The sequence below is a fragment of the Paenibacillus pasadenensis DSM 19293 genome, from assembly GCF_000422485.1.
GTDB lineage: Bacteria > Bacillota > Bacilli > Paenibacillales > Paenibacillaceae > Paenibacillus_O > Paenibacillus_O pasadenensis.
Map to the genome: position 1 here is coordinate 36724 of NZ_AULW01000052.1, position 25048 is coordinate 61771.

Genomic DNA, 25048 nt, shown 5'->3' on the forward strand with positions numbered 1-25048 from the left:
TTGGAATGGATGGAAGCCCGCCGCGCCATATTTCTCTCCATCCGCATCTTGCCGCCAAAGGAGTGAGTCCGCATGAAGCAGCTGCGCAAGCGCCTGAACCGACAGGAGCTGAACGAGGCCGTCGCCCTCGCCGACCGGATTTTCCGCGAGGAAGGCGAGCCCTCGATGGGGACGAGCTTTCCCCGCATCTTCGATCCGGCGATCGGCTTGTCGATCGGCATCGCCGAGGAGGGCCGCCTCGTCTCGTTCATCGGGTTCGTGCCCCATCAGATCCGGATCGGCCCCGCGCTGCTGAGCGTCTGCGCGCTCGGCTCCGTCTGCACGCATCCCGACTATCGGGGGCAGGGACATGCCAGCGTGCTGCTCCAGGAAGCTTTCCATCAGGCGGAGCGGATGGAAGCGGCGCTCATGCTCGTCTCCGGCACGCGCTCCCTCTACCGGCGGGGCGGCTGCCACGCCTTCGGCTCGGTGCGCCGCTACCGTCTCGCCGCCGCGACGGACATGGCGCAGACGCTGCCGCCGGGCATGCGCGTCCGGCCGATGGCGGCCGACGACTGGTTCCGGCTCAAGGAGCTTGCCGACGCCAAGCCGGCCGGCTATTTGCGCAGCATCCCCGACTTCGCGTCCGAGCTGGCGAGCGAAGCGGTCGCGGCGATGTACGGCTTCCATCACGAGGTGCTCGTCGCCGAGGCTGCCGGTCGGCTGCTCGCCTATGTCGTCATCGCCGCCGGACCGATCCCGGACGGCTCCGACCTGGAGCCGTTCGTCGTCGAATGGGGCGGCAAGGCCGCCGACGTCCTGCCGCTCGCGCGCGCAGGGATGGCGCAGCTGAAGCTGTCCTCCCTGCTGCTGTTCGCTTCCGCCCATGAGCGCCGCATGATGCAGCTGCTGGAAGGGCATCCTTACACCGACAGCCACAACCAAGGCACCGTCCGCATCATGAACCTGCCGCTGCTCTGGCGGCAGCTGCAGCCTTACTTCGAGGCGAAAGCGGCGGCAGCCGGCAGCCGGCTCCCGGACTGGACCGTCGAGCGGCTGGCCGAGGGCGAGCATGCCCTCGCGCTGGACGGGCGGCTCATTCCGCTGAGCGCGCGCGACTGGACGCTGCTCCTGTTCGACGGACCCGACGCCGAGCCGGATGACGGTCCGGACGCCTTCGTCCGGCAGCAGGCCGCGGAGCGCGAACGCGATTCGGCGGATCTGCTGCCGGCGCTCGCCGGCGCCTCCGGCGGCAGCGCCGAGGCCGAATCGGCGGCCGCGAGCGAGGGCGGCGGCGCTTCGAGCCGGGCTCGGGCCATGGGCCGCACCGGCAATTCCGCCGCGGCGGAATGCCCGGCCGACCCCCGCCCCTCGAGCGGGACGAGCCGCCATTTGCCTTTGACCGATGCCGAAGCCCGGCTGCTGCGGACCTACTTCCCGCTCCCGTTTCCGTATACGGCCGGACTCAGCTATATTTGACCGGCTCCTGCGTCCTTCGCCCGTGCGCCTTGCTGCCCGCGAAGGACGCTTTCTGTTTCGCGGCAGAGCATTAGCGCGAGCTTTTGACGGAAAGGCGGGGCGCATGGTAGAATCTGCCCGGCTTCACCCTCGGCTTGTACGAGAGAAGGATATGCAGAAGGGATGAATAGAAGATGGCGTTTAGACTCGAGCATGACTTTCTTGGAGAAAAAGAAGTTCCGGAGAGCGCCTATTACGGCATCCAGACGCTCCGCGCCGTCGAAAACTTCCCGATCACCGGCGTGCCGATCCATCCGGAGCTGCTCGTCGCGCTGGCCCATGTGAAAAAAGCCGCCGCACGCGCCAATATGGACGTCCATCTGCTGCAGTCGTCGATCGGCGAAGCGATCGTGAAGGCGTCCGAAGAGGTGATCGAGCAGCAGCTGCTCGACCAGTTCATCGTCGACAGCATTCAAGGCGGCGCCGGGACGTCCATCAATATGAACATGAACGAGGTGCTGGCCAACCGGGCGCTCGAGCTGCTCGGACGGGAAAAGGGCGACTACTTCCACTGCAGTCCGAACAACCATGTGAACATGTCGCAGTCGACGAACGACGCGATCCCGACCGCGCTGCGCATCGCCGCCTATACGCTGACCCAGCATCTGCTCGAGGCGCTGCAGGCGCTGCAGGACGGCTTCCTCGCCAAGCGCGACGAGTTCGACGGCGTCATCAAGATGGGCCGCACGCATCTGCAGGATGCCGTGCCGATCCGCCTCGGCCAGGAATTCGGCGCCTACGCCGCCGTGCTCGGCCGCGACATCGGTCGCATCCGCAGCGCGGCCCTTCATGCGCTGACCGTCAACATGGGCGCGACGGCGGTCGGCACCGGCCTTAACGCCAAGCCGGAGTACATTTCCTCCGTCATCGCCCATCTGCAGGAGCAGACGGGGCTGCCGATCCGCGCCGCCGACGATCTCGTCGACGCCACGCAGAACAGCGACGCCTACACCGAGCTGTCGGCCGCCCTCAAGGTGTGCGCGGTCAACCTGTCCAAAATATGCAACGACATCCGCCTGATGGCTTCCGGTCCGCGCGTCGGCCTGGCCGAGCTGTCGCTGCCGCCGCGCCAGCCGGGCTCGTCGATCATGCCGGGCAAGGTCAATCCCGTCATGGCCGAGGTCGTCAACCAGGTCGCCTTCCAGGTGATGGGCAACGACCATACGCTGTGCATGGCATGCGAGGCGGGACAGTTCGAGCTCAACGTCATGGGTCCGGTCATCGCCTTCAACCTGCTGCAGTCGCTCAAGATTCTGCGCAACGGCGTCGACGTGTTCCTCCGCCATGCCGTCGAGGGCATGCAGGCGAACCGCGAGCGCTGCGAGAGCTATGTGGCGAACTCGTTCGGCATCGTCACCGCGCTCAACCCGCATCTCGGGTACGAGGTGGCGGCCCAGCTCGTCAAGGAGGCGCTCGCGACCGGCCTGACGATCCGCGAGCTGATCCTCGAGCGCGGCCTGCTCACGCCGGAGGAGATGACCGAGATTCTCGATCCGTACGCGATGACCTCGCCCGGCATCGCCGGCGAGCATCTGCTGGAGGACGCGAAGTAAATTCCGGTTCTAAAATAAATGTTGCCGCCCTGCCCGTCCGCCTTGTTTGCGCCGCTTGTCCCCTTGGTGATGTTCTGAGTAGCTCGAGCTGACAGAGAGGACATTCGACCAACCGAGGAGGAATCGAGATGACGGCACCAGTGGTAGGGATATTCCGGACGGAGAAGGATGCGCTGCATGCGATGGAGGAGCTGAAGGCCGCCGGCTGGAGCAAGGAGCAGCTTTCGGTCATACGGCGGACCCGCGAGGAGGTTTGCCGGGTCGAGTCGCAGACGGGAACGAACGCTTCGGAGGGCATGGTGTCCGGGGGGCTGGCCGGGGCCGTGCTTGGCGGGGCGGCGGGCGTGCTGGCGACGGCGGGCTTGCTGTTCGTGCCCGGCATCGGGCCGCTGCTGGCGGCCGGCCCGATCGCTACGGTGCTGGCCGGAGCGGCGTTCGGCGGCAGCGCCGGCACGCTGGTCGGCGGCCTCGCCGGCCTCGGCATCCCGGATCATCAAGCGGAGCAGTATCGGACGCTCGTGGAGCAGGACCATGTGCTCGTCATCGCTACGGCCGACGCAGGCAATCAGGCGCTGGCGGAGCGGATCGTGACGGCATGCGGCTCGCTCGAAGGGGCTGCCGCCGAATCGGCGGCAACGGAGGCGCTCGCGCTGGACAGGGGCCGGCTGCGAGACGAGGCCGCGGCACCCGGCTCGGCGGACCGCGCTGTCCGCCTGAACCGGGTGCGGGAGGAATCCGCCGCCGCGGCCGGAGCCGCATCGGGCGCAGCGGCCGAGGACGTGCGGGTGCTGATCGGTCCGCGGCCCGGCGAGAGCACGGTCGACGCTCCCGCTCCGGCGCAGGAGCTGATCGTGCCGATTCCTCCGGCGGGGGAGTAAGCGATGACGCTCGCAGGAGCAAGCGCCGCGCTCGCCTCCCTTTCCCTGGCCGCAGTCGCCTGGTTCGGCATCCAGTCGCTGCGCAAGCTCCGCTCGACGCTCGACGAGGTGCAGCAGACCGTAGCCGAGCTGCGCGGCCGGATCGATCCGCTCGCGGGCGAAGCGACCTCCCTCGTCCGGACGGCGAACAGCACGATCCGCGAGGTGAAAGGCCGCATCACGACGGTCGATCCGCTGCTGGACAGCGCTCATGACGTCGGCGACGTCATCCATCAGGTCGCCGAATCGTTCAAGCAGGCAATGGCCGAAAAAAGCGGCGGCTCCCGTCCCGGCGCCGCACCGCGCCCGAGCCGCCCGCTCCCGGGCGAAGCCGTCTCGATCCGCATCGGCGGCCCTTCGGCAGCTCCAGGTCCGCGCAGCCGGTAGCGGAAGGGCGGTTCGCGCTCCCGCCGTAGCCGGTAGCGGAAGGGCGGTTCGCGCTTCCGCCGCAGCCGGTAGCGGATCGGCTCGCGAGGCCGAAGCGTCGGACGCAGACGGCAGCCCGAATGTCGCCGGCCGCGCTTCCGCCGACCGGCCAAAAGCCCCTCTCGCGATGCGAGAGGGGCTTTTTCGGGCCGCTGGGGCGTGCAAGGAAACCACTGGCATGAGCCGAGGCGCTTTACGCTCCCCGACGCCGCCGTTCAGAGGAAGGGAGGACACATCCCATCCTGCTCCCGACGGACCTGCTGGACTCACATGCGGACGAGTCCGCTACACCAGCTCCAGCACCGGCTTATAGGTGTAGCCGAGGTCGCGGGCGACCGCCTCGTAGGTGATATGGCCGCCCATCGCGTTGACGCCCTCGCGGATCGGCTGGGAGGCGCGGATCGCGGCCGCGGCGCCGAGCGAGGCGAGCTGCAGCGCGAACGGAAGCGTCGCGTTCGTGAGCGCCATCGTCGATGTGTACGGCACCGCGCCGGGGATGTTGGCGACGGCGTAGTGCAGCACGCCATGCTTTTCGAATACCGGATCGTCATGCGTCGTGATGCGGTCGATCGTCTCGACGCTGCCGCCCTGGTCGATCGCCACGTCGACGATGACGGAGCCTTTCTCCATCGAGCGCACCATCTCCTCGGTGACGAGCTTCGGCGCCTTGCCGCCTGGGATGAGCACGGTCGAAATGACGAGATCCGACTCGCGCACCGACTCCGCCAGATTGTGCGTCGTCGACTGCAGCGTCTGCAGGCGGCTGCCGAAGACGAGCGCCAGCTCGCGCAGCCGGTTCGTGTTCGTGTCGAGCACGGTCACATCCGCGCCGAGGCCGACCGCCAGCTGCACCGAGCTCGTGCCGGCGATGCCCGCGCCGATGACCGTCACCTTGCCGCGCTTCACGCCGGTCACGCCGGACAGCAGCTTGCCCTTGCCGCCGTAGGCCTTCTCCAGCATCTGCGCGCCGACCTGCACCGCCATCCGGCCGGCCACCTCGCTCATCGGCGCGAGCAGCGGCAGCGCGCCGTTCACGCGGATCGTCTCGTAGGCGACCGCCGTCACGCCCGACGCGCGCAGCGCCTCCGCCAGCTCCGGCTCGGCCGCCAGATGCAGATAGGCGAACAGCAGCAGCCCTTCCCGGAAGAAGACGTATTCGGCCGGCAGCGGCTCCTTCACCTTCATCACCATCTCGCTCCTGCCCCATACCTCCGCTGCTTCCGGCGCGATCGACGCGCCAGCCGCCTCGTACAGCGCGTCAGCGAATCCGCTTTCCTCGCCTGCGCCGCGCTCGATCAGCACGCTATGGCCGGCCCGGATCAGCTCGGCCGCTCCCATCGGGGTAAGGGCGACGCGGTTCTCGTTGTTTTTGATTTCCTTCGGAATTCCGATTTTCATGGGACAGGCACCTCGTCTATAATAGGGTTGTTTTCCTTTTTCTATGGTACGGCAGCGCGGGACGGGCGGCATCTTACACGTTGTCGAAGCTTTCGCCGCCGCGGGTCGACGTGTTGCCGATAGCTGACATGAACCGGAAGGCGTCTCCTTGCTTCAACTATATGCTCCACGGAAAGGTGTTGTCCCTCCATGAACGTGACGGACTTGCAAGTACGGGACATTCTGCAGCGCCCCTTGTTCGCAGGCGCCAGGCTGGCCGCGGGCGGCCGGGGGATCGGCCGTCCGGTCGGGTGGGTGCATGTGATCGAGATCGTGCGCAACGCGCCTTTCGTCAGCCGCCATGATCTTATTCTTACCACAGGACTGTGGCTCAAACAGTCGATCCAGGATCGGCTCGACTATGTCCGCCAGCTGATCGTGCAGGAAGCGGCCGGCCTCATCCTCGAGCTCGGCACGAGCATCGACGAAGTGCCGGAGGAAGTGCTGGAGCTGGCGGAGGAGCATGGCTTTCCCGTCATCGTCTTTGACCGGCCGGTCCGTTTCTCCGATATTACCCAGGATATCCACGCCCTCATCCTCGGCCGGCGGCGCGGGCAACAGGATGCGGCCGACCGCTTCGCGCGGCGGCTGCAGCAGCTGACGCTGCAGCACAGCGACATCGCCGCCGTGCTGCGCCTGCTGCATGCCGACACCGGCCGGCAGACGCTGTTCTACTCGCTGCTTGAGCCGGACCGGCATCATCCGCCGCTTGCCGCCGAGCCGGAGCAGCGCGAGCTGGCCGGGCTCGACGTGCGCGAGCTGGAGCAGGCGGGGCGCTTCGGCGACGGGCGCGGCCCGCTGCTGCTGCCGCTGGAGCAGGGCGGGCTGCTGCTGCTGCGCCCGGTGCTCGGCTACGGCCAGCTGCTGGCCGCCGTCGGGCTCGTCGTCGAGGACGCCGAGGAGGCGGAGCTGCGCTCGCCCTATCTGGAGGCGGCCGCCTCCGCCGCGGCCGCGCTGACGCTGCGCACGCAGTTCAGCCGCGAGCATGACGCGCGCCGCCAGGACCGCCTCATCCCCGAGCTGATGGAGGGAAAAGCCCGCAGCGAGGAGCAGGCCCGCTCGCTCGCCGGCCTGCCTGCCGGCGGCGCCGGCGCCGCGCTCGCGCTGCTGCTCGAGCTCGATGCCGACGACGGCGAGGATCGCGGCGACCGGCTCGAGGGAGCGGCGCGCGACCTGCCCGTGCTGCTGCGCACGCTGCTGCGCAAGCATGGCCTGCGCGGCAGCCTGCACGCGGAGTCGGCCTCGCTGACGCGGCTGCTGCTGCTGGCGGACGGCTCGTTCGCCGCCGCCGAGCAGCGGCTGCTCGGCGGCGCGCGGCGCGTGCTCGAGGACGCGCTGCGCTACGCCGGCGAGCAGCTCGGCGGCATGCGGCTGCGCGCCGCCGCGGGCAAGGCCCGCGGAGCGCTGCTCGACGCGCCCGCCGCATTTCGCGAGGCCGGCCAGGCGCTCGAGATCGCGCGGCGCGTGCCGGAGCTTGGAGAGGCCGTCTTTTACCATGAGCTCGGCGCTTATCAGCTGCTGCAGGCGATACCGGACGCGCAGCTGCTGGGCGGCTACGTGCAGGACCATCTCGGCCCGATCCTGCAGCTGGAGAAGGAAGCCCGCCGGCAGCTGCTCGAGACGCTGGACATGTACCTCAAATGCTTCGGCTCCAAGCACGAGACGGCGCGGCGGCTGTTCATCCACCGGCAGACGCTCTACAACCGGATGGAGCGGCTGAACGAGCTTATCGGCGATCCGTTCCGCGAGCCTCATAAGCGGATCGGCCTGGAGATGGCGCTCATGGCGTACAAGCTCCGGAGCGGAGCCGCCATTGCCCGCGGCCCTGGCCCGGGCGAGGCGTAAGCTCTCGCCGAGGGACGCGGCGAGCAAGGGAACTTTTTCCCTTGCGGGGCCACGAAGGCCGAGTAAACGCGGTTGGCGCGTCAGTCTCCTTCCCAATAAAAAGAACGTCCCCGCCAGGCTGGCGGGGACGTTCTTTGGCATTCGCGCGCATGAGCGCCGAGCTTAATAGCGGTACGATCCGTAGCCGCTGCGGCCGCGCCGGCTGCGCAGCAGGCCGGCGATCCGGTGGACGAGCCATGCGGCGGCGGCGACGAGCATCATGTCGGAGGCCGCGTTGTAGAGGAACAGATGCTTCTCCAGGTCGGCCAGCCCGTCTCCGACGACGGGAATGACGAACGAGAAGACGCCGACAAACGCGACGAGCAGCATCAGCTCCGCCGTCATGCGGCCCGCCGTGCTGCGGGCGCGCAGCCATTCGACGACGCAGACGGCTGCGTAGAGCAGGTAGAACAGCGCTACGAACCACAGCGAGCGCGGCATGAACTCCGCCTTGAGCCGGCTCCAGCCGCTGTAGCGGTCGCTGAGCGCGAGCGCCGGCTTGCCCTCGCTCTTTTCGTAGTTGCCGAGATAGCTGATCTTCAGCTGCACGCCCCGCTCGGCCGCCCGGTCGAGCAGGCCGATCAGCCGCTGCGGATGCGTCGCGTAGAACAGCATCACCTTGCCGTGCGACATGCGGTCGTAAAAGTCCGCCTTCATCTCCGGCGCCTCCTGCTGGATCGGGGCGTCCGTCTGGAAGAAGTTCGTGCCCGCGTTGACCGCCAGCTTCTCCGGCAGGCCGAGATCGCGCAGGTCGCCCTTGACGTCCGGCGATTCGTTGAGGATGCCGAAAAAGACGGTCTGGTACAGGTTGATATGCTTGAGCCCGTCCGGCGCGAACGCGTAGAGCAGCGCGGACAGCAGGAACAGCGTCGAGCAGCCCCACAGCACGCAGCGCCGCCACGCCCGGTCCCAGCGCAGCGGGAGCAGCCGCAGGCCGTACAGCGCCAGCACGATGCCGATCGGCGTATTCTGCAGCTTGGCCGTCGCGAGCATGAACGCGCAGACGAAGAAGAGCAGCGCCGCCCCGGTCGTCGGCTTGTCCTGCTGAGCCAGCCTCAGGCCGGACGCGGCCGTGAGCAGCAGGAAGAGCAGCGACACCGGCTCCGCGAAGAACGAGTTGAAATACGCGACATACCGGACGTCGAGGAATACGAACAGCAGCCCCGCCGCCAGCATGAGCGCCGCGGACAGGCTATGCCGCCTGCCGGAGCGGACGATCAGGAAGACGGCGGAGACGAGCAGCGCCGAGTAGACCGCGCCGAGAAAGCGCACGTTGAACAGCGTCTGGTCGTACAGCCAGCCGAGCGAGCGGGCGATGTAGACCGGAATCAGCTGGGAGGTGATGTAGGCGCCGCGAAGGCCTTCGTAGGCGAACACCGGGTTGGCCCAGCCGAAAAACCGGTCCTCGTAGCTGACGGCCGCCGGATTGTAGTCGAGCCCCGCCGTCATGAGCACGCGCAGGAAATCGCCGTTGTCGGCCATGCCGACGAACGGCGAGGCGAACAGCAGCCCGATCAGGATGCCGATCGCGGCCGCGGCCGCGGCATATTCGAGCTTAATGCGTTCGTTCAATCGTAGTACCCCCTAGGAAAGAGCATGGGCAGGAGCGGCGGACGCCCCTTCCTGCTCTGCCTCGTCTTGCTCGCGGACCGCGCCAGCGCCCGCGCCGCTCCGTACGGCCGGAGGCAGCTCCCGCTCGACGATGTACAGCGGCCGCCGCTTCACCTCGCGGTAGATCTTGCCGATGTACTCGCCGATCAGGCCGATCGAGAGCAGCTGCACCCCGCCGATGAACCAGAGCGAGACGATGAGCGACGACCAGCCGCTGACCGCCCGGCCCGTCAGGTTGGAGACGATGCCGTAGATGGCCATGACGATGCTGACGGCGAACACGGCGAAGCCCGCCGCCGTCACCATCCGGATCGGCTTCACCGACAGCGAGGTGATGCCCTCCAGCGCGAAGCTGATCATCTTTTTGAGCGGATACTTGGACTCTCCCGCCGCCCGCTCGAGCCGCTCGTAATAGACGATGCCGGTCTGGTAGCCGAGCATCGGCACCATGCCGCGCAGGAAGATGTTGACCTCGGAGAAGCGGGACAGCTCGTCCAGCGCGCGGCGGCTCATGAGCCGGTAGTCGGCGTGGTTGTTCACGATGCGCAGGCCGAGGCCTTCCATCACCTTGTAAAAGCCTTCGGCGGTCGTGCGCTTGAACCAGGTGTCGCGCTGCCGGCTGCTGCGCACGCCGTAGACGATGTCGCAGCCTTCGCGGTAGCGCAGCACCATGTCGCGGATGACGCGGACGTCGTCCTGCAGGTCGGCGTCGATGCTGACGAGGCAGTCGGCATGGCGCCGCGCCGTCATGAGGCCGCCCAGCAAGGCGCTCTGATGGCCGACGTTGCCGGCCAGATTGAGGCCGGAGACGCGGCGGTAGCGCTCCTTGAGATCGGCGATGAGCGGCCAGGTGCGGTCCCGGCTGCCGTCGTTGACGAACAGGATGAAGCTCTCCGGAGACACGAGCCCTTCCTTTTCCAGGCCGGCCAGCACCGCGTCCAGCTCGACGACGGTCAGCTCCAGCACTTCCTCCTCGTTGTAGCACGGCACGACGATGCCGAGTATCGGCTGCTGCTTGAACATAGCTTTCACTCCTACTCTGAGCCCGAGGCAAAATGATGCCTAATTATACCTCATCCTTCGGCAGAAATCCTTAATCATGCATGAACGGACGAAAACTTCCCCCATCGCATGCCGGAATCGTCTCCCTCGGCGCTTCTGCCGGGCGGCGCCGGCCCTCTCTGCTCAGCCTTGCCCGCAGCGCGTCGCTTCAATCAAAAAAAGCGTCCAGGCCGCCTGCGAGGGCGGGCCTGGACGCTGCGATACGGCTCGTCTGGCGGCTCGGCCTGCCTGTCAGCCGAGCACGAGCCGGTCGTCGGCCAGCTTTTGGCCGCTGATCTGCTCGAACTCGCCGAGCAGCCGCTGGACGGTGAGGCCGTCCTTGCGGCTGGCCGGGATGTCGAGGATGATGCGGCCCTTGTCCATCATGATGAGGCGGTTGCCGAGGCGGATCGCCTGCTCCATGTTGTGCGTGACCATGAGCGTCGTCAGGTTCATCTCGCGCACGAGCGTCTCGGTGAGCCGCGTGATCAGCTCGGCGCGGGCCGGGTCGAGCGCCGCCGTATGCTCGTCGAGCAGCAGGATGTCCGGCTCGGTGAACGTCGCCATCAGCAGGCTGAGCGCCTGGCGCTCGCCGCCCGACAGCAGGCCGACCTTGGCGGTGAGCCGATTTTCCAGGCCGATGCCGAGCTTGGACAGCTGCTCGCGGAATACGGCGCGGCGGCGGCTCGTCACCGCCCAGCTGAGGCCGCGCTTGCGGCCCCGGTTGTACGCCATCGCGAGATTTTCCTCGATCGTCATGTTCGGCGCGGTGCCGGCCATCGGATCCTGGAACACGCGGCCGATCCAGCGGCTGCGCTGCGCTTCGGAGCGGACGGTGATGTCCGTGCCGCCGATCGACACCGAGCCGAGATCGGGCTTCATGACGCCGGAGATCAGGTTCATGAGCGTCGACTTGCCGGCGCCGTTGCTGCCGATGACAGTGACGAAGTCGCCCTTGTCCAGATGCAGGTTGACGTCCATCAGAGCGACCTTCTCGTCGACGGTGCCGGGATTGAACAGCTTGGAAGCGGATCGGATCGTCAGCATGTCATTTCCCTCCCTTGGCCGAGGCGGAGGCGATCTCCGCCGTGCGGCGCCGCGCCTGGCGCCGCTGCTTGAGCGCGCGGTTGGCCGTCGGCACGACGAGCGCCACGATGACGATGGCCGCCGTAATGATCTTGAGGTCGGAGCTTTTGAGATGGAGCCAGTCCGCGTTCAGCGCGGCCGCGATGACGACGCGGTAGACGACCGCGCCGACGACGACGGCGAGCGTCGTGCCGAGCACGCCGCGAGCGCCGAAGATCGCCTCGCCGATGATGACCGACGCCAGGCCGATGACGATCATGCCGATGCCCATGCTGATGTCGGCGAAGCCGGCATCCTGGGCGATCAGCGCCCCGGAGAGCGCGACGAGCCCGTTGGAGAGGCTGACGCCGATGATCGTCGTCCGGTCGGTGTTGCCGCCGAAGCTGCGGATCATGCGCTTGTTGTCGCCGGTCGCGCGCAGCGACAGGCCCAGGTCGGTCTTGAGGAAGGCGAACAGCAGCAGCCAGACGAGGCCCGCGACGACGGCGAGCATCGCCAGATACAGCCACGAGATGCCGCCGATCGTCCAGGCATCGGACTTGATGAAGCCGCCGAACAGGCTGTCCTGGACCTTGACCGGCAGGTTCGGCTTGCCCATGATGCGCAGGTTGATGCTGTACAGGGCGATCATCATGAGGATGCCGGCCAGCAGGCCGTTGATCTTGCCCTTCGTATGAAGCAGGCCCGTGCAGGCGCCTGCCGCCATGCCCCCCGCCATGCCGGCGAGCGTCGCCAGCAGGGGCGATTGCCCGTGGCTGATCATCAGCACCGAGATGGCGGCTCCGGTCGTGAAGCTGCCGTCCACGGTCAGATCGGGAAAATCAAGGATGCGGTACGTGATGTAGACCCCGAGCGCCATCAAGGCATAGATGAGTCCGAGCTCAAGCGCTCCGTTGAAGGAGACGAGGGACATGATCGCCACGGCAGAAACACCTCTTATTGAATAATATTGGTTTCTTGATCCTTCACTTGGCCCTTCATCGCGTCGGTCACCGCGATGCCTTGGGCTTCGGCGGCTTTGAGGTTGAGGATCAGATCAAGCTTCTCTTGCATCTTGACCGGCATGTCGCCGGGATTTTTGCCGTCCTTGAGCACCTCGGCGGCCATTTGGCCGACCTGGTAGCCGTGGTCGTAGTATTTGAAGCCGACCGTGGCGAAGGCGCCCTTTTCGACCGTGTCGCGGTCGCTGGAGAAGAACGGAAGCTTGTTCGCGTTCGCCACCTCGATGATGGAGTCCACGCCGCTGACGACCATGTTGTCGAGGGCGATGAACAGCGCGTCGGCCTTGCCGATGAGCGATTCGGCGGCCTGCTTCACCTCGGAGGTGTTCGTAACGGGCGCCTTGACCAGCTTGATGTCATGCTTGGCGAGCGCCTGCTCGGCGTTGTCGGCCATGATGACCGCGTTGGACTCGCCCTCGTTGATGACCATGCCGACGCTCTTCACGTTCGGGAAGTCGGAGGCGATGAAGTCCATCAGCTGCACGACTGCCGCCGGATTCGTATCGGAGGCGCCGGTGACGTTGCCGCCCGGCTTGTCCAGGCTCGGCACGATCTCGGAGGCGACCGGATCGGTGACGGCGGCGAACAGCACCGGGATCGCGGTCACGTTCTCCACGAGCGCCTGCGCCGACGGCGTCGCGATGCCGAGCGCCAGATCCGCCTTGCTGCCGGCGATCTTCTGCGCGATCGAAAGGTTGTTGCTCTGGTCGCCCTGGGCCGAGTCGAAGTCGACCTTGAGGTTGTCGCCCTCGACGATGCCCGCGTCCTTGAGCGCGTCAAGGAAGCCTTGGCGCGTCGCGTCGAGCGACGGGTGCTCGACGATCTGCGAGATCGCGATCGTATAGGACTTGCCGTCGGCGTTTGCCGCCGCCGTCGGAGCCGGGCTCGCCGCGCCGCCCTCGTTGCTCGATTTGGCGCCGCAGCCGGAGGCGACGAGCGCGAGCGACACGAGTGCCGCCGCCAACATTCTCTTGTTCATTTCAGATCCCCTTTTCGTGTATGAAATGGAAAGGACAAGCATTTTTTCACCAATAACTTTACCAAATGTAAAACTCAGTACCACCAGTTTAAGTCCCTTTGTTCCATTCGTCAATTAAAGCATGACTGCCCAAGCGGGTCGAAGCGTCGGTTCGGAGCAGGAGCAACGCCCTGTCCGGATGATCCGCCGGCGCGCGGCAAAAAAGCGGGAAGGCCGGCCCGGCCTTCCCGCTTCGCGGCCAATCATTCGGAGCGCACGTCCGGCGCTCCCTCTGCCGCCTCGGCGTCGCTGCGCACCTTGCGCTCGTTTTCCTCCAAATAATAATGGCGGATCGGCCGCAGGCTGTCATCCAGCTCGTAGACGAGCGGCGTGCCGGTCGGAATGTTGAGCGTCGCGATGCCGTCGCCCGGGATGTCGTCCAGGTAGCGGACGAGCGCGCGGATCGTATTGCCGTGCGCGACGAGCAGCACCCGCCGGTTCTCGTGCAGCGACGGCTCCACCTTTTCCCGCCAGTAGGCGAGCACCCGCTCTTCCGTGTCGTCGAGGTTCTCCGTCACCGGCACCCGGTCCGCGATCGCCTTGTACTTCGGATCCGTCCCCTCGTACCTCGGATCGGACTTGTCCAGCGCGGGAGGACGCACGCTCACCGAGCGCCGCCACAGATGCACCTGCTCCTCCCCGTACTTGCGGGCCGTCTCCTCCTTGTTGAGCCCCTGCAGGGCGCCGTAATGGCGCTCGTTGAGCATCCACGTCTTGTCGGTCGGAATCCACAGCAGCCCCATCTCGTCCTGCATGATCCAGAGCGTGCGGATCGCCCGCTTCAGCACCGACGTGCAGGCGATGTCGAAGACGAACTTGTTCTGGCGGAGGATCGCTCCCGCTCTCCTCGCCTCCTCCTTGCCCCGCTCGGTCAGATCGACGTCGGTCCAGCCGGTGAACCGGTTCTGCTCGTTGTACTCGCTTTGCCCATGGCGGACAAGCACGATTTTGATCACTTACAGGCCGCCTCCTTCCTTCTGTATCGGCTCTCTCTTTCAGTTTACCCGTCCCGGGCGGAATGAGACCAATCCCCGTCTACCCGGGGGATTTCCTTCATACGGTAGAAGCAGCGTCTCCACGCGAAAGGAGCCTGAAGCCATGAAGGAAACCTGGACGCTGCACGAGCCCGATTTTGAGTTTGAAAGGCTCTCGCCCCTGTTCCGCAGCGAGTCCGCCTGGCGCGGCCATCTCGCCTTCGGCTACGACCTCGTCGCCAACCTGCGCCCGGCCGCCGTCGTCGAGCTCGGCACCCATTACGGAGCATCCTTTTTCAGCTTTTGCCAGGCGGCCAAGGATCTCGGGCTCGCGGATACGGCGCTGCATGCCGTCGATACATGGGAAGGCGATGCCCATGCCGGCCGCTACGGCCACGGCGTCTATGAGCTCGCCAGCCGCGCCGCCGCCCTCTATCCGGGCGCCCGGCTCGTCCGCGCTTCGTTCGACGAGGCGTGCGGCCGGTTCGCCGACGACTCCATCGACATCCTGCATATCGACGGGCTCCACACGTACGAGGCCGTCCGCCACGACTGCGAGACGTGGCTGCCCAAGCTCGCTCCCGGCGGGCTGCTGCTGCTGCATGACATCGAGGTGAGGATCGGCGACTTCGGCGTGTGGAAATGGTGGGCGGAGCTGGCCGCGGGCTGCCCGTCCGTATCGTTCGGCCACTCGGCCGGACTCGGCGTCGCCGCTCCGAAAGGAGAGCATCCCGCGATCGGGCTGCTGCGCGGCCGGCTCGCGGAGCTGCAGGCGCATTATACCCGCGGCTGATGCCGGCATCCGGCATCAGCAAAAAAATCGCGTTTCCTCCGGTCCGGGACCGGAGGAAACGCGATTTTGCCGCAAAAGGGCAGACGCGCGGCGCGCGGCAGGCTCCGAAACGCTCAGCCCTGCAGCCGCTCGCGGGCATGCTCCCGCATCCATTCGTTGAGCTCCCACAGGTCGGCCACCGGCTGCCGGGTGAAAGGGAGCGTCGGCAAGTAGCCGGGCGGGCCGAACTCCGCCGTGAACGTAAGCTGCGGGCTGTCGGCAGCTCTCCGGACGGCCGCGATGTCCCGCCACCAGCCCGTGAACAGCTCCAGCTCGCGGGCGTATTCCGGCGCGGCGGGATGCGGCACCTGCGGGCCTTGGGGATGGCCGATCCGCCCATGGATATGGAAGGAGCGGGCGATCGCCTGCTCGAGATGGTCCTGCTGATTCTCCAGATGCGACTCGCATACGGCCATCCAGTGGCTGAAGTCGGCCGCCAGCTTCAGCTCGGGAAACTTGCGCAGCAGCCGCGACGTCGTCCACGGCGTGAACATCGCGCGCCCGCGATGCGTCTCATGGCAGACGGCCGCTCCATGCCGCCGCTCGATCTCCAGCGCCGCGTCGAAAAAGCGGTCCTGCTCCTCCTCCGGCATGGCGTCGCGCGCGCTGTGCGACACGATCGCCGCCGGCCGGAACGCCGCCGCCCGCTCCATCTGCTGCCGGAACGAGGCGACATGATCGCCGTCCGTGAACAGCTGCACGATCAGCTGCAGTCCGTGCCGCTCCAGCAGCGCCTCCTCTCCGACCGGCGGCAGAGGCATCTCGACCCCCGCATAGCCATGGGCGGCGGCACGGGACAGCTTGTCCTCCAGCGTCCCCTCCATCCCCCACAGCGCCTTGAAAAACAGCAGCTTCATCGGCTTTCCCCTTTCTACGCCTTTGAGTCCGGCTGCGGCCGGCTTGATTACGGATACAAAATCGGGTTGAGCCGGCTCGCGGCGGCATCTCCCGGCGAGAGCTCGGGGAACCAGCGGGCCAGATCGCTCCGGCGCGCGCCGCTGTCCGGCTCGGCGATCGTCAGCCCGTCGGCGATGTAGATGACGGTCATGACCTCGCGCATGAGGCTCGTCGGGTTGCCCGGCGCGCTGTGCAGCGTCCAGCCGGCGTGGAACGTGGCGTCGCCTGCCGCCATCGCGCCGTAGTTGATCTGCGGCAGTCCTTTTTGCTCGATATAGGCCTTCAGCGTCCGATGCGACTCGTCCGATATCTCCTGCTTGGAAATGTAGCCGTTGTTGTGGGAGCCCGACACGAAGGTCATCGAGCCGACCTCCTCGGGCACCGGTACGAGCGGCATCCAGAGCGTGATCGTCTTGTCCGTATCGAGCGGCCAGTAGATCTGATCCTGATGCCAGGGCGTATGCCCGCCGCCCGGCTCCTTGAACAAGGCCTGGTCATGATAGATGCGCACCGCAGGCACGCCCATCAGGTCGGCGGCGGCTTTGGCGAAGCGGCGGGCGAACACGAACCTTCGAGCCGCCTCGCTCAGCTCCCAGACGTTGCCGATCTGGATGAAGGCCTTGCCGTACGTATCGCGCTCCTCCAGCGGCTTGGTGTGATAGTTGTGCTCCCGCACGACCTCGCCGATCACCTCGCGGTAGGCGGCGATCTCGTCCGGCCGCGCCAGCTGCCGGATGATCGCATGACCGTCGCGAAGATAGCCTTCCCGCTCGGCGGCAGACAGCTCCACCGTGTCGTTCAGCTCCGGAAGTTGGTTCCCTATGCTCATGGCTTTCGCGCTCCTTATCGGTAAAATCGCTTTCATAAAGGAGTTTATCGCGATTTTACTTTCCTGTATGTGCATGGCATGATGATTGGAGTTGCCTAAAATGACTGACTTGCGAAAGGAGCCGCCATGGACCTGCTTCCCGACTCCGCCGCCCTTCCGATCGTCCCCTACATCCGGGAAAGCGACTTCGCCGTCCGCCCGGCATATTATTTCCCCTTCCGCAAGCTGCTCGACTACCTGTTCATCTACATCCGCAAGGGCGAGCTCCATGTCGTGGCCGACGGGACGAGCCATCGGTTCGAGGAAGGCCAGTTCTGCCTGCTCCAGCCGGGCACGGTCCACGATCTGAGGGCGGACGGGGCCAACGAGACGCCTTTTGCGCATATGGATATCTTCTATGAGCCCCAACGGGAAAAAAGCTTTCCTACGCGGCCGGGCCAGCTGGACCTCGCTTCATTTGCCCACCTGATGCAGCCGAGGCTGAACGACTTCGACGGCATCGCCATCCCCGTCCTGCTGCAGCCGCAGAAGCCCCATCTCTACCGGCATCTCCTTCTCGAGATGGTGGAAAGCTGGCAGGACCGCGACCCGCTGTCCAAGCTGAAGGCGCAAGCGGCGGCCACCCGGCTCGTGCACCTCGTCTTGCAGGATCACGCGCATCCCGCCGCTTCCAAGCCGGGCCGCCCTCAGCTGGACTGGATTCCGTCCTACTTCTCCTTCCATCTGGCCGACCCGCTGGACATCGAGGAGCTGGCCCGGCGCGCCCATCTGTCGACGTCCCGCTTCCGGGCCGTCTTCCGCGAGCGCTTCGGGCTTCCGCCCCATCGCTATCTGATGGAGCTGCGGCTCGAGCATGCGCGGGAGCTGCTCGCCGGCTCGGACCATACCGCGTCCCAAATCGCGGATTATTGCGGATTTTCGAGCCTCAGCCACTTCCATCATGCTTTCCGGGCGCGGATGGGCGCCTCGCCCGGCGCTTACCGCGAGCAGAGCCGAAAAGCCGGCCCGCCGGAATGAGGAGCGCCGAGGGGCGCCAGCATACGGCCCGGACCGAGGCCGCGCGCTCAAGACGGCGAGCGGGCGGCTCCGTACCAGGACAGCGGCTTGGGCGCCCAATCGTACTCGTAGAGCACCGCCTCGATCCGATGCTGGACCACGATGTCGGCGCTGGCGCGCGCAGCCCATTCGTCATCCTCGCCGTAGCCGATGTCCAGGTACCGATGCCGCAGCGCCAGCTCCCGGCGGTAGGCCATCAGATGGTTGGGCTTGCGGGTATACCCCTCCGCGTCGCTGCCATGATCCAGCTCGATTCCGTACCGGCATAGGCGGGAAGGCGATCCGTCCGCGTGCACCCGCACGTCGAACACGATGCAGTCCGCGTCCGGCTCGCTGCGGATCGCCGCGAGCAGCCGCTCGGCATAGCCGTCGGCGATCCGGTCGTCGTCGTCGACGAAGGCGACGAACTTCCCTTGGGCGAGCTCCAGCAGCGCGTTGCGCTTGGCTCCGGTCGTCCGCAGCCGGTTGTCCGTCAGCGCCAGCAGCTCCACCGGACGTCCGTGCGCCTGGGCCCGCAGCCGCTCCAGCAGGACGGACAGCGAGGCGCTCCGCTCCGGCAGCGAGGGAATCAGCACGGACAGCAGCGGCTGCTCCGAGCCGCCCCCGCTCATGCGCTCCGCCATCATCTCCCGATTGGCCTCGATGCTGCGCTGCCCCGGCGGCGCGTGGACCGCCGCCGCTTCGTTGCTGAGCCAGGCCAGCTCCGGCCGGCCGAGTCGGTCGTCGCAGACCGCCAGCTGAAGCCTCGGCAGCCAGCGCAGATCCGGATCCAGCCGTCTTCCGAGCTGGCGCTCGCAGGAGACGGCGAGCTCGGCGAGACGGAGCCAGACCGACGCGCTCTCGTAGTCAAGCTCCTCCATCGCCTTCGCTCCGGCGCGGTAGCAGGCCAAGGCCGGGGCCGACAGGTCCAGCTCCGGCTCGGAGCTGCGCAGCGTGCGATGCCAGTAGCTGCCCCTCCTCCACGTAAGCCGCATGAAGCCCGATACGCGCATCCAGGCATCGACCCTTTTTTCGAACAGCTCTCCGCCGTAAGCCGGGTACCGCTCCGATGCCGGATGGCGCTCCCCGTAGATGCGCGCGCGAAAATCGAGCGTCCGCACGAGGTAGCACTGGTCGGAGAAGCCATAGCCGAGATGGAAGTCGCCGTCGGTCAGCAGCGCCTCCCGCGCCGCTTCGTCCATCCGCCCGTTCGGCACCGGATTCGCCGCGACGATCGACCGCTGCAGCCGCATCCGCTCCAGGCACGGCCGCAGCCAGTCGGTCGGCTCCTCCAGCATGCAGTCGCCCGCATAATGGAGCAGATATTCCGTGCGGCAGCGATAAAGGGCGACCAGCTCGGCGATCGAGTAGCGATAGCCTCCCTGGAAGTCCTCCTCCGTCAGGCCGAAAAAGAGCAGCGCCTCCTCGCTATGCTCGTCGACGAGCACGCAGTCCGTCAGCACGCCTTCGTCGACGAGCCGCCGCGCATGGCGGAGGACGAGCTCGGGCCGTTCGACATTGTTGACGTACAGGATCCGCTCGGCAAACGGAAACCGATGCTGCGCGATCGCCCGGCTCAGGCGGTCGGTCAGCAGCAGCTCGCGCCAGTCCCGCTCGTAGCACTTCGTCTCAAAGGTGACACCGGGCCGCAGCACCGGAGCCGGACCGCCGCCGGTCGGCCTCGCCAGCGTCATGGCGCGCCTCCGCTCGCCAGCGGCGCGGCGTACCCGCCGGCGGCGGCGTCCCAGCGCGGACGCGCCGACGCGAGGACCAGGCGGCTGGCCGCCGCGTCCCGCAGCCGTGTCGGCTGGACCGCCTCGGCCGCCTCCGGCTGCGCCGCCAGTACCTGCATCCCCTCGCGCCCGGCCGCTCCCGTACGCTCCGCCGCGTCCCGCTGCTCCTCGCGCCCGGCCGCCCCCGGCTGCGCCGCCGGGACCCGCAGCCGCACCGGCTCGATCGCCGCCAGCGGCTCCTCCGGCCGCCGCAGCCGGGCCAGCAGCCGGCGCGCCTCCTCCGGCGCGAGCTCCTCGCCGGCGCGCAGCCACAGCGCATGCTCGCGCCCGGACTCCTCCAGCGCGGCCCTCGCTCCGGCCGGCTCGCCGAGCTCGGCGCGCACCGTCTTGAGGTCGCGCTCGCGGCCGAGCCGCGCCGTCCGTTCCCAGCCCTCGCGGCCGTGATGGACGAGCAGGATCTCGTCCGCCAGTCCGCGGATGGAGGCGAGCGTCGCGTCGAGCGCCGCCTCGTCCGCCTCGCCGCCGATGCCGATCGAGCAGCTGACGGCCGGCGTCCGCCGGTACAGCAGCTCGACCGGATCCTCTCCCCACTTGGCCCGCGCCACCCGGCGGCCCTGCTCCAGCAGCATGCTCAAGCCCTGATCCCCCAGCGCGTTCATCGTCACATGCCCGTAATGATGCACGAACGAATCGCAGGCGACGAGCAGCCGCCAGCCGTCGCGCCGCAGCCGCAGGCACAGATCGTCGTCCTCGTAGTTGCCGAGGCCGTAGCCTTCGTCGAAGCCTCCCATCTCCAGCGCCAGCCGGCGCCGCAGCAGCAGGCAGAACCCGACGAGCCGCGGCAGCTCCCAGCTGCGTCCGCGCCAGCCGGCCGCGCGCTGCGCCGCGAACGGCTCCAGGCCGTCGATGCCCGGGCCGTACGGGGCGTCGACCCGCTGCGGGCCGCTGACGTAATTCGAGACCGGACCGACCATGCCGCATAGCGGCTCCCGCTCGAGCAGCCTTTCCATCGCCTCCAGCCAGCCGGCCGTGACGACGGTGTCGTTGTTGAGGAACAGCACGTTGTCGCCCTCGGCCAGCGCCAGCCCCTGGTTGCAGCCCTTGGCGAAGCCTTCGTTGCGGCGGTTGAGCTCTGTCTTGAAGCCGCTCTGCCGGAGCAGCTCCGCCGTGCCGTCCGTCGAGCCGTTGTCGACGACGATGAGCTCGTAGTCGGACGTATGCGCCTGCACGCTCTCCAGGCAGCGGAGCGTATAGTCCAGCTGGTTGTGCGTCAGTATGACGATGCTTGTCTTCATAGCAAAAGCCGCCTCCTCTGCCTCATCTATATGAGGCTTGGAAAGGCGGCATGACGATCGATCTCCGCTCGTTCAGCAAGGCGGCCATTTGGCGGCCGAGCCGACCTTTTCGTGGGATTGGAGCTGACGGATCGTCCCTGACAACAGGCTGTCAGCTATTGCCGCAGCGTCCCAGCATCCAGTCGGCGGCGCAGGCGAGCACCTCCTGCCGGCCCGCCTCGGCATGCAGCTCATGCCGGAAGCCCGGCCATTCGCGGTAGGAGCAGCGCTCTCCCGCACGCTGCGCGAAGCGCCGGCTCGCCCGCGGCGACGTGATGCGGTCGGACCCGCCGTGCATGAGCAGCAGCGGCACGCTCAGCTCCGGCGCGTGGCTCAGCGCCCAGCGGCCCGCCTGGCTGACGGCGGCGAACGTGCGCAGCGTGATCCGTCCGTGCCGCAGCGGATCCTCGTCATAGCGGCGCTGCATGTCCGGGTCGGAGGTGCCCCGGCGGTTCGCGCCGACCAGGCGATAGCCGGGCTGCATGCGCTCGCGGAGGCGGCCCCACAGCAGCTTTGCCGGCGGCGGCGCCGGAGCCAGCTTCAGCCACGGTCCCGCCACGACGGCTCCGGCGAGCGGCGGGCGGCGGCGCAGCATGAAGTTGAGCGCTACATTTCCGCCCATGCTGTGGCAGAACAGGAACCGCGGCAGCCCCGGCCAGCGGCGCTGCATGTCCTCGACGATCCGTTCCACGGGCTCCAGCAGCGCGTCGTAGCCGGGGCAGTCGCCGCGCCGGCCTTCTGTCCGGCCATGCCCCCGCTGGTCGAAGGCGATCACCGCGAAGCCGCGCTCCGTGAAGAACGAAGCCACATGCGCGTAGGCGCCGCAATGCTCGCCCAGCCCGTGCACGATGCCGACAGCGGCGACCGGCTCGCCCTCCGGCATCCAGCGGCAGCCGTAGATGCTGACGCCGTCGCGGCTTTTCCAGCTCAGCTCCTCGTAGGACATTGATCCTTCCTCCTTTGACGTTTCGGTTTGCCTTTTCTTCCTATTACCCTGTATGCAGGACGCTCTGTTGCCGTGCGGCGAAAAAAGGGCTTGGCCCCGGCCGGACAGGCATGAAATAATGGCGAGAGAAGATTCGTCGCCCATAGCCTGTGAAGCTAGGGCGTGTTTGCAAACCCGCTCAGGGGCATCTATCACCGCCTTTTTGCCCCCTGCTTCGTCACGCAGGCTCGACGTACCCCCGGTACGCCTTCGCCTACGTTCCTCGCAGGGATCAAAAATTCGGCAATATCGGCTTCCTTCGGAGGTGGCAAACACGCCCTAGAGAACCTGCGGCTGCGGCCGCGAGCGAAAAGGAGCCTTTCCCTCCATGAGAAACCTGCTTATTACCGGCTTCGAGCCCTTCGGGGGCAGCCGCATCAACCCGACCGAGGCACTGATGGCGTCCATCCGCGAGGAATCGTTCCCCGGCGCCGCCATCCATACGCTGCTGCTGCCGGTCGTCTTCGGCGAGTGCGCCGAGCGGCTCAAGCGGGAAATCGACCGCCTGCAGCCGGACGCCGTCCTCTGCTGCGGCCTGGCCGCCGGACGCGCGGCCGTCACGCCGGAGCGGATCGCCGTCAACGCGATGGACGTGCCCGCCGGCGCCGCTTTTGGCGACAACGACGGCAATCGCCCGCAGGACGAGCCGATCCGGGCGGGCGGGCCGGACGGCCTGTTCGCCACGCTGCCGATCCGCCGCATCGAGCTGGCGCTGCGAGCGGCGGGCATCCCCGCCTCCATCTCGGACACGGCGGGCCTGTTCATCTGCAACAATACGATGTACGCCGCTCTCGACCATGTCCGCGACAGCGGGTCGGGCGCCCTCGCCGGCTTCATCCATTTCCCCGCCTCGACGGAGCTGGCGCTGGACAAGCCCGGCCTGCCCTCGCTGCCCCAGTCCATGCTGCATGACGCGCTGCGCATCGCGATCGCCGAGACACTGGCGGAGCTGGACGAGCGGAGCGGAGCCTGAACAGCTTGACGCGCGAAAGGGGAGGCTCCGGAACGTTCCGGCGCCTCCCCTTTGTCCATGGCGCTGCCGCTTGCCGGCTGCCATGGCCTTGCCGCGCTACACCGCCGTATATCCGCCATCGACGAGCAGGCTCGCTCCGGTGACGAAGGAAGCGTCGTCGCTGGCGAGGAACAGCACCGCCGCCGCGACCTCCTCCGGACGGCCGAGCCGCGCCATCGGATGCAGCGATACGAGATGCTGCGTGATCGCCTCCGTGCGGCCGCCGATGAGCGGCGTGTCGATGTAGCCCGGGCAGACGGCGTTCACGCGGATGCCCCGGGCCGCGTAGTCGGCCGCCATCGACTGCGTCAGCAGCTTCACGCCGCCCTTGGCGGCCGCGTAGGCGCTGACCGAGCCTTTGCCGACATGGCTGTGGATGGAGCCGCAGTTGACGATGACGCCGCCGCCCTGCGCCAGCATCTGCTGGACGGCGTACTTGTCGCACAGGAAGACGCCCGTCAGGTTGATGTCGATCGTCCGCGCCCAAGCCTCATGGCTCAGCTGGTCGACCGGCGCGTCCTTGGCGATGCCCGCGTTGGCGAACAGGATGTCCAGCCGCCCGAACGTCCGCACCGTCTCTTCGACCATGCGCTTCACCTGCTCCTCGCTCGTCACGTCCGTCTTGACGAACAGCGCCTCGTGGCCCAGCCCCTTCAGACGCTCCGCCTCGGCCTGGCCTTGATCGGCGAAGTCCGCGATGACGACCTTGGCGCCCTCCTCCGCGAACTTCTGCACGGTAGCGGCTCCGATGCCGCTCGCGCCGCCGGTGACGACGGCGACCTTGTCCTTGAACCTCATGTCCATCTCTCCCATCCGGATCGGATCGCGGGAGCCGCAGCCCCCGTTCCACTCTCTAGATTGGTTCGGCTTTCCTTTTCCTATGCAGATTCACGGATGCCGCTCTGGAGATCGGACCGATGCGCCGGAAAAAGGAAAGGAGCTGCCTCAAGTCGAGGCAGCTCCTGGCTCGGGTCCAAGGCACAGGACTGCCTTGGATTGGCGAAGTCGGGCCGGATTTTTAATCCAAGGCACATTTCTGCCTTGGATTGAGGAATTCGGGCCCGAGAACGAATCCAAGGCACATTTCTGCCCTGGATTGAGGAATTCGGCCCCGAGAATCGAATCCAAGGCACATTTCTGCCCTGGATTGAGGAATTCGGCCCGATAATCGAATCCAAGGCACATTTCTGCCCTGGATTTCCCGCCTCGGGCCCGCCGCGCTCAGCGGATGCTGCGGCGCTTGCGCGAGCTCGGCTTGTTGACGGCCTTGCCGCCGCCGCCGACCGCGTCCTGCTGCCATGTGCCGGGGCTGCCGATCGCGGAGTTCGTGCCGCCCGTGCTGCTCCGGCCGGCTCCGCTGGCGATCTGCGTGGCGGAGGAGCTCTGCGTCCCCTTCGCCAGCTTGACGATCTGGTCATTGATGACGATGACCAGCTCCTTGCCGCCCGGCACGCGCAGCAGCGGCCGGGAGCCGCCGACGCGGCCGCCCTTCAGCCCGATGTTGCGCGCCGTGCCGCCGGCGCCGACGCTCTCCTGCTGGCGCGTCCACGGCGAGTCGATCGCCGCGTTGCTGCCGGATGCGCTGCTGCGCCCGGCTCCGCTGGCGATCTGGGTCGTGTTCGGGGCGTTCGTGTACTGGCGGTTGATGACGCAGACGATGCGGTCGATGCCGCCGAGCGGCGCTTTCGCGACGATTCTGCGGCGGTCTTTCTCGATGATGACGGTCACATGACCTGGGGTGCGGGGCAGAGGAATCAACTCCATGTTCAAAATGGCTTGCTGCTCCCATCCTATGCCTGCCCCCCGGATGCCCGTCAGGGATGTCCGCCTGCCCGGACGTCCCGTCGTCGCGCCGGCCCCGCCTTCCTGCCGCGTCTCCGCCCGCGCGCCGCCCCGCTTCCTGCCACGCCTCCGCACGCGCACCGGCCCCGCTTCCTGCCGAGCCT

At 67.3% G+C, this 25048-nt stretch carries 22 protein-coding genes; 8 read left to right on the top strand and 14 right to left on the bottom strand.

Annotated features, from left to right (window positions below):
* Positions 1-72: 72 nt before the first annotated feature.
* The 4 genes from H582_RS29905 to H582_RS0107800 all read left to right on the top strand — a co-directional run bounded on the left by H582_RS29905 (position 73) and on the right by H582_RS0107800 (position 4354).
* Positions 73-1458, top strand: coding sequence for a GNAT family N-acetyltransferase (locus H582_RS29905; RefSeq protein WP_052333061.1), 1386 nt, complete (start codon positions 73-75; stop codon positions 1456-1458).
* A 173-nt stretch (positions 1459-1631) separates the two neighbouring features.
* Positions 1632-3050, top strand: coding sequence for an aspartate ammonia-lyase (gene aspA, locus H582_RS0107790; RefSeq protein ID WP_028598091.1), 1419 nt, complete (start codon positions 1632-1634; stop codon positions 3048-3050).
* A 128-nt stretch (positions 3051-3178) separates the two neighbouring features.
* Positions 3179-3928 carry a general stress protein gene (locus H582_RS29910; RefSeq protein WP_084136843.1) on the top strand — a complete coding sequence of 250 codons (750 nt, stop codon included), beginning with the start codon at positions 3179-3181 and terminating at the stop codon, positions 3926-3928.
* 3 nt (positions 3929-3931) lie between these two features.
* Entirely contained in the window at positions 3932-4354 is a 423-nt protein-coding gene (locus H582_RS0107800; protein WP_028598092.1) for a DUF948 domain-containing protein, read from the top strand.
* Positions 4355-4678: 324 nt separating this feature from the next.
* Here the strand turns inward: H582_RS0107800 and ald are convergent, their stop codons facing one another.
* Complete coding sequence (gene ald, locus H582_RS0107805) at positions 4679-5791, bottom strand: alanine dehydrogenase (protein WP_028598093.1); 1113 nt, start codon at positions 5789-5791, stop codon at positions 4679-4681.
* Between the two features lie 189 nt (positions 5792-5980).
* On the opposite strand from ald, the gene H582_RS0107815 reads away from it, so the two are divergent.
* Positions 5981-7675, top strand: a complete 1695-nt coding sequence (locus H582_RS0107815; RefSeq protein ID WP_028598094.1) for a PucR family transcriptional regulator — start codon at positions 5981-5983, stop codon at positions 7673-7675.
* 162 nt (positions 7676-7837) lie between these two features.
* On the opposite strand, the gene wsfD is transcribed toward H582_RS0107815, so the two are convergent.
* From wsfD to gpmA, 6 genes are all read right to left on the bottom strand, one after another.
* Positions 7838-9286, bottom strand: coding sequence for a glycan biosynthesis hexose transferase WsfD (gene wsfD / locus H582_RS26550; RefSeq protein ID WP_052333063.1), 1449 nt, complete (start codon positions 9284-9286; stop codon positions 7838-7840).
* Positions 9287-9298: 12 nt separating this feature from the next.
* A complete protein-coding gene (locus tag H582_RS26555; RefSeq protein ID WP_052333064.1) occupies positions 9299-10348 on the bottom strand; it encodes a glycosyltransferase family 2 protein in 1050 nt (349 codons plus the stop codon).
* A gap of 270 nt (positions 10349-10618) precedes the next feature.
* Positions 10619-11413, bottom strand: a complete 795-nt coding sequence (locus H582_RS0107830; protein WP_028598095.1) for an ABC transporter ATP-binding protein — start codon at positions 11411-11413, stop codon at positions 10619-10621.
* 1 nt (position 11414) lies between these two features.
* Positions 11415-12365 carry an ABC transporter permease gene (locus tag H582_RS0107835; protein WP_043111090.1) on the bottom strand — a complete coding sequence of 317 codons (951 nt, stop codon included), beginning with the start codon at positions 12363-12365 and terminating at the stop codon, positions 11415-11417.
* A 23-nt stretch (positions 12366-12388) separates the two neighbouring features.
* On the bottom strand, positions 12389-13432 hold the full coding sequence (locus H582_RS0107840; protein ID WP_028598097.1) for an ABC transporter substrate-binding protein: 1044 nt from the start codon (positions 13430-13432) through the stop codon (positions 12389-12391).
* Between the two features lie 242 nt (positions 13433-13674).
* Complete coding sequence (gene gpmA / locus H582_RS26560; protein WP_052333065.1) at positions 13675-14427, bottom strand: 2,3-diphosphoglycerate-dependent phosphoglycerate mutase; 753 nt, start codon at positions 14425-14427, stop codon at positions 13675-13677.
* A gap of 142 nt (positions 14428-14569) precedes the next feature.
* On the opposite strand from gpmA, the gene H582_RS0107850 reads away from it, so the two are divergent.
* The gene (locus tag H582_RS0107850) at positions 14570-15238 is read left to right on the top strand and encodes a class I SAM-dependent methyltransferase (protein WP_028598098.1); all 669 of its coding nucleotides are present in this window, start codon (positions 14570-14572) and stop codon (positions 15236-15238) included.
* Between the two features lie 113 nt (positions 15239-15351).
* Here H582_RS0107850 and H582_RS0107855 read toward each other — a convergent pair whose 3' ends face one another.
* Positions 15352-16134: a sugar phosphate isomerase/epimerase family protein gene (locus H582_RS0107855; RefSeq protein ID WP_028598099.1), complete on the bottom strand. Its 783-nt coding sequence runs from the start codon at positions 16132-16134 to the stop codon at positions 15352-15354.
* A 47-nt stretch (positions 16135-16181) separates the two neighbouring features.
* Positions 16182-17003 (bottom strand): phytanoyl-CoA dioxygenase family protein, encoded by an 822-nt coding sequence (locus H582_RS0107860; RefSeq protein ID WP_028598100.1) that lies wholly within the window; start codon positions 17001-17003, stop codon positions 16182-16184.
* A 126-nt stretch (positions 17004-17129) separates the two neighbouring features.
* Here H582_RS0107860 and H582_RS0107865 point away from each other — a divergent pair, with 126 nt between their 5' ends.
* A complete protein-coding gene (locus H582_RS0107865; RefSeq protein WP_028598101.1) occupies positions 17130-18020 on the top strand; it encodes an AraC family transcriptional regulator in 891 nt (296 codons plus the stop codon).
* A 47-nt stretch (positions 18021-18067) separates the two neighbouring features.
* Here the strand turns inward: H582_RS0107865 and H582_RS32775 are convergent, their stop codons facing one another.
* From H582_RS32775 to H582_RS0107885, 3 genes are all read right to left on the bottom strand, one after another.
* The gene (locus H582_RS32775; RefSeq protein WP_240478967.1) at positions 18068-19732 is read right to left on the bottom strand and encodes a glycosyltransferase family 2 protein; all 1665 of its coding nucleotides are present in this window, start codon (positions 19730-19732) and stop codon (positions 18068-18070) included.
* Complete coding sequence (locus H582_RS29915; protein ID WP_052333066.1) at positions 19729-21066, bottom strand: glycosyltransferase family 2 protein; 1338 nt, start codon at positions 21064-21066, stop codon at positions 19729-19731. Before H582_RS29915 ends, H582_RS32775 begins: the two co-directional genes overlap by 4 nt.
* Positions 21067-21217: 151 nt before the next feature.
* Positions 21218-22051, bottom strand: coding sequence for an alpha/beta hydrolase (locus H582_RS0107885; protein ID WP_028598102.1), 834 nt, complete (start codon positions 22049-22051; stop codon positions 21218-21220).
* A gap of 367 nt (positions 22052-22418) precedes the next feature.
* Here H582_RS0107885 and H582_RS0107890 point away from each other — a divergent pair, with 367 nt between their 5' ends.
* Positions 22419-23063: a pyroglutamyl-peptidase I gene (locus tag H582_RS0107890; RefSeq protein ID WP_028598103.1), complete on the top strand. Its 645-nt coding sequence runs from the start codon at positions 22419-22421 to the stop codon at positions 23061-23063.
* A gap of 96 nt (positions 23064-23159) precedes the next feature.
* Here H582_RS0107890 and H582_RS0107895 read toward each other — a convergent pair whose 3' ends face one another.
* On the bottom strand, positions 23160-23900 hold the full coding sequence (locus tag H582_RS0107895) for an SDR family NAD(P)-dependent oxidoreductase (protein WP_028598104.1): 741 nt from the start codon (positions 23898-23900) through the stop codon (positions 23160-23162).
* 423 nt (positions 23901-24323) lie between these two features.
* Positions 24324-24866, bottom strand: a complete 543-nt coding sequence (locus H582_RS0107900; protein WP_052333069.1) for a hypothetical protein — start codon at positions 24864-24866, stop codon at positions 24324-24326.
* Positions 24867-25048: the final 182 nt, after the last annotated feature.